The organism is Streptomyces botrytidirepellens, from assembly GCF_003721215.1.
GTDB lineage: Bacteria > Actinomycetota > Actinomycetes > Streptomycetales > Streptomycetaceae > Streptomyces > Streptomyces himastatinicus.
Map to the genome: position 1 here is coordinate 1 of NZ_RIBZ01000082.1, position 5,872 is coordinate 5,872.

At 70.5% G+C, this 5,872-nt stretch carries 1 pseudogene; it reads right to left on the reverse strand.

The window, feature by feature from the left end:
* Nucleotides 1-5,872: pseudogene (locus EEJ42_RS05940) on the reverse strand (type I polyketide synthase); the annotation flags it as partial.

The window sequence follows — 5,872 nt, forward strand, 5'->3', positions numbered from 1 at the left end:
CAACGCCGGATGCAGACCAAACGCCCCCGCCTCAGACCGCGCATCCTCCGCAAGCTCCAACTCGGCGAAGACCTCATCACCCAACCGCCAGGCAGACACCAACCCCTGGAACACCGGGCCATACGCCAACCCAAGGCCCGCCATGCCCTCATACAGACCATCCAGCCCAACCGGCGTCGCACCCGCCGGAGGCCACACACCCAGATCGGACGGCGCAGTAAGGGCAACCTCCGCCAGCGCACCCGAGGCATGACGCACCCACGGCTCATCCGCAGCCGCATCCTCAAGCCGCGAGTACACCTCGACCGAACGACGCCCAGCACCATCCGCCGCGCCCACCGACACCTGAAGCTGAACGCCACCCACCTCAGGAAGCACCAACGGCGCCTCCAACGTCAGCTCCTCCACCAGGCCACACCCGACCTGGTCACCAGCGTGAACCGCCAGCTCAACAAAGGCCGTACCCGGCAGCAACACCGAACCCATCACAACGTGATCGAGCAGCCACGGATGCGTCTGCACCGACAACCGCCCCGTCAACAGCAACCCATCACCACCCGCGAGCGGCACAGCAGCCCCCACCAACGGATGATCCACCGTCGCCAGCCCCAGCCCGGCCGTGCCCGCGACGCCGTACGCCGACGCCTGGGGCCAGTACCGGCGGCGCTGGAAGGCGTACGTGGGCAGCTCGACCCGCGCAGCGCCCGTACCGGCGAAAACGGCATCCCAGTCGACCGTCACGCCACGGACATGCGCCCGCGCGACAGCCGACACCAGCGCCTCGACCTCGCCACGGTCCTTCCGGCAGACGGACGCAAAGGCGGCGTCGTCGCCGGTCACACACTCCTGCGCCATGGCGGTGAGCACACCGTCCGGACCCAGCTCGACGTACGTCGTCACGCCCTGCGCTTCGAGGGTGCGCACACCATCGAGGAAGCGCACGGCCTCACGGACGTGGCGCACCCAGAAGTCCGGGCTGGTGATCTCCTCGGCCGACACCACGGCACCGGTCAGGTTGGACACGATCGGGATGCGCGGAGCCTCGTACGACAGCCCCTGCGCCACCTCGCGGAACGCGTCCAGCATCCCGTCCATGCGGGGCGAGTGGAAGGCATGGCTGACCGCGAGCCGCTTCGTCTTACGCCCCCGCGCCTCAAACGACGCGGCAACCTCAACCACAGCGTCGTCGTCACCCGCGATGACCACAGACGTGGGCCCATTGACGGCGGCAATGCTCACCCGCCCACCGAGCAGCGGCACCACCTCGTCCTCCGACGCCTGCACCGCCACCATCGCGCCACCGGCCGGAAGCTCCTGCATCAACCGCCCACGCGCCGCCACCAACTTCGCAGCGTCTGTAAGGGAGAGCACCCCTGCCACATGGGCGGCGGCCAGCTCGCCGATGGAGTGCCCCGACAGGAAGTCCGGCTTCACACCCCACGCCTCGACCAACCGGAACAGCGCGACCTCGACGGCGAACAACGCGGGCTGCGTGAACCCCGTCTGGTCCAGAACCGCAGCGTCATCGCCAAATAGCACCGTCTTCAGCGGCTGCTCAAGATGTGCCTCCAACGCATCGCACACCGCATCCAGCGCCTCCGCGAACACCGGATAGGCGTCATACAGCTCACGCCCCATCCCCAGCCGCTGGCTGCCCTGACCCGTGAACAGGAACGCCATCTTGCCGTCCGCCACCGAACCCTCAACGAGCCCCGCAGCGCTGCGGCCCTCCGCCAGCGCCTCCAGACCCGCGACCAGCCCGGCGCGCTCCTCGCCGACCACCACCGCACGGTGGTCCAACGCAGCCCGCGTGACCGCGAGCGAGTAGCCGAGGTCGGTCAGCGGCAGCTCGGGCCGCTCCTCCAGGTGGGCGAGCAGCCGTACGGCCTGCGCACGCAGCGCGTCGGCCGACTTGCCGGACAGGGCCCACGGCGTGACGCCAGGCGTCACCGCCGCCTCACGCGGCGCCTCATCCTCAACCGGCGCCTGCTCAATGATCGTGTGCGCGTTCGTCCCGCTGAACCCGAACGACGACACCGCCGCACGTCGCGGACGCCCCGACTCGGGCCACTCCCGCGCCTCACCGAGCAGCGATACCGCACCCGCGGACCAGTCGATGTGCGGCGACGGCTCATCCACGTGCAGCGTCCGCGGCAACACCCCGTGCCGCATCGCCATGACCATCTTGATGATGCCCGCGACACCGGCCGCGGCCTGCGTGTGGCCCATGTTCGACTTGATGGACCCCAGCCACAGCGGCCCGTCGGCCTCCCGCTCCTGGCCGTACGTGGCCAGCAGCGCCTGCGCCTCGATCGGGTCACCCAGCGACGTACCCGTGCCATGCGCCTCGACCGCGTCCACCTCGGCGGCGGACAGCCCGGCATTCGCCAGGGCCTGCCGGATGACGCGCTGCTGCGACGGACCGTTCGGCGCCGTCAGACCATTCGACGCACCGTCCTGGTTGATCGCGCTGCCACGCACCACCGCCAACACCGGGTGGCCATGACGACGCGCATCCGACAGCCGCTCCACCAGCAGCATGCCCGCACCCTCGGACCACCCCGTGCCATCGGCGTCCGCAGAGAACGCCTTGCACCGGCCATCCGCCGCAAGCCCCCGCTGACGGGAGAACTCCACAAACGGCGCCGGAGTCGCCATCACCGTCACACCGCCCGCGAGCGCCAGCGAGCATTCGCCGTTGCGCAGCGCCTGGACGGCCAGGTGGAGCGCGACCAGCGACGACGAACACGCGGTATCCACCGTGATCGTCGGACCCTCAAGCCCGAACGTGTACGCCAACCGACCCGAAATCACACTCGCCGCGTTCCCCGTACCGAGGAAGCCTTCGACGCCTTCCGGCACGCGCTCCAGCAGCGAGGCGTAGTCGTGGTACATGACGCCCGCGAAGACACCGGTACGGCTGCCCCGCAGCACACCCGGGTCGATACCCGCCCGCTCGAACGCCTCCCACGACGTCTCCAACAGCAACCGCTGCTGCGGATCCATCGCGAGCGCCTCACGCGGAGAAATCCCGAAGAAGGCCGGGTCGAAGTGGCCCGCTTCCTCCACGAAGCCGCCCTCGCGGGCGTAGCTCGTACCGCTGTGACCAGGGTCTTCGTGGAAGAGGCCGCCCAGGTCCCAGCCACGGTCGGTCGGGAACTCGGAGATCGCGTCCCGGCCCTCCATGACCAGCCGCCACAGATCCTCCGGCGTCTCCACCCCACCCGGATAACGGCAACCAAGCCCCACAATGGCGATCGGCTCATCATCCGCAGCCGACACCACNATAACGGCAACCAAGCCCCACAATGGCGATCGGCTCATCATCCGCAGCCGACACCACCACCGGACCGGCCACCGAAGCCGCCGTCCCACCCAGCTCCGTACGCAGGAACTCCGCGAGCACCACCGGCGTCGGGTAGTCGAAAACCAACGTCGCAGGAAGCCGCAGCTCACTCGCCGCACCCAACGCGTTCCGCAGCTCCACCGCCGTCAGCGAATCGAAGCCCAGTTCACGGAAGGAACGACCGGGCTCGACCGTCTCCGGACCGGCGTAGCCGAGCACCGCCGCGACGTTCGAGCGGACCAGGTCGAGCAGCAGGTCGAGCTGTTCGGCCTCACCGAGCCCGGCCAGCCGCTGCGCCAGCGCACCCGATGCGGCCGAGCCCTCCGCCGTACGCCGCGCGGGCGCCGGCACCAGCCCACGGAACAGCGACGGCAGTGCGCCGCTGCCCGCCTGCGCCCGAAGCGCGGCCATGTCCAGCGACATCGGTACGAGCAGCGGTTCGCCGAAGCGACCCGCGGCGTCGAACAGCTCCAGCCCCTCGGCGGCCGACAGCGCGGCAACGCCACCCCGGCTCATCCGGGACACATCGGCATCGTCCAAGGCACCGGTCATCGCACTGGAGTCCGCCCACAGCCCCCACGCCAGGGACGTACCGGCCAGCCCACGCGCCCTGCGCTGCTGCGCCAACGCATCCAGGAAGGCATTGGCGGCGGCGTAGTTGCCCTGACCGGCGTTGCCGAAGACACCGGCAGCCGACGAGAACACCACGAACGCCGACAGGTCCAGGTCAGCGGTCAGCTCGTGCAGGTTCCACGCCGCATCGACCTTCGGGCGCAGGACGGCGGCCAGCCGCTCAGCCGTCAGCGAGCCGATCACGCCGTCATCCAGCACACCCGCCGTGTGCACCACACCCGTCAGCGGACGCTCGGCCGGAACCGCCGACAGCACCTCGGCCAGCGCACCCCGGTCCGCCACATCACACGCGGCCCACCACACCTCGGCACCCAACGCGCCCAGCTCAGCACCCAGCTCGGCCGCACCGGGAGCCTCCGCACCACGACGGCTCACCAGCAGCAACCGACGTACGCCACGCTCCGCCACCAAGTGCCGCGCCAGCAGACCGCCGAGCGTGCCACTCGCACCGGTCACCAACACCGTGCCCTCGGCACCGAAGTCAGACGCCTGCTCGGCGTCCGCCACGGCCCGCGCCAGACGCGGCACCCGCACCGCCCCGCCCCGCAGCGCAAGCTGCGCCTCGCCCGAGGCGAGCGCGGCGGACAGCGCACGGAACGACGTGTCCTGGCCGTCGACGTCGACGAGCACAAAGCGATCCGGGTTCTCCGCCTGCGCCGAGCGCAGCAGACCCCACACGGCGGCCTGCGCCAGGTCGGTCACCGTCTCGTCCGGCCCGGCGGCTACGGCGCCCGAGGTGAGGACGACCAGCCGCGCATCCGCGAACCGCGCGTCACCCAGCCACGCCTGGACCAGCCCCAGCGCCTCGGCCGTGGCCCGGTGCGTCGCCCCGGCGGCGTCCTCGCCACTGCCCACGGTGGGCGACACGAAGACAAGTTCCGGCGCCCCGGCAGCGACCGCCTCGGACAGCGCCGCCAGATCCGCGTACGTGGCGATGTCGGCACCGGCCGCCCCGAGCCCGAGGTCTCCCGAGCCGACCACAGCCCAGCGGGAGGTCGGTACGGGAGCGGAGGACACCGTAGCGGGCAGGCCGACCCAGTCCAGGCGGTACAGCGACTCCTGGCGTCCGCCCCGCGCACCGTGGATCTGCTCGGCCGCCACGGGCCGCAGCACCAGCGAGTCCACCGACAGCACGGCACGACCCGCACCATCAGCCACCGCCAGCGACACCGCATCCGTACCAGCCGCAGCCAGCCGCACCCGCAGCACCGACGCACCCACCGCATGCAACGACACACCCGACCACGAGAACGGCACCCGAGCCCCGTCCTCACCCTCGATCAGGCCCCCCAGACCCACCGCATGCAACGCCGAATCCAGCAACGCCGGATGCAGACCAAACGCCCCCGCCTCAGACCGCGCATCCTCCGCAAGCTCCAACTCGGCGAAGACCTCATCACCCAGCCGCCAGGCAGACACCAACCCCTGGAACACCGGGCCATACGCCAGCCCAAGGCCCGCCATGCCCTCATACAGACCATCCAGCCCAACCGGCGTTGCCCCGGCCGGAGGCCACACACCCAGATCGGACGGCGCAGCAGGGGCAACCTCCGCCAACGCACCCGAGGCATGACGCACCCACGGCTCATCCGCAGCCGCATCCTCAAGCCGCGAGTACACCTCGACCGAACGACGCCCAGCACCATCCGCCGCGCCCACCGACACCTGAAGCTGAACGCCACCCACCTCAGGAAGCACCAACGGCGCCTCCAACGTCAGCTCCTCCACCAGATCGCACCCGACCTGGTCACCAGCGTGAACCGCCAGCTCAACGAACGCCGTACCCGGCAGCAACACCGAACCCATCACGACGTGATCGAGCAGCCACGGATGCGTCTGCACCGACAACCGCCCCGTCAACAGCAACCCATCACCACCCGCGAGCGGCACAGC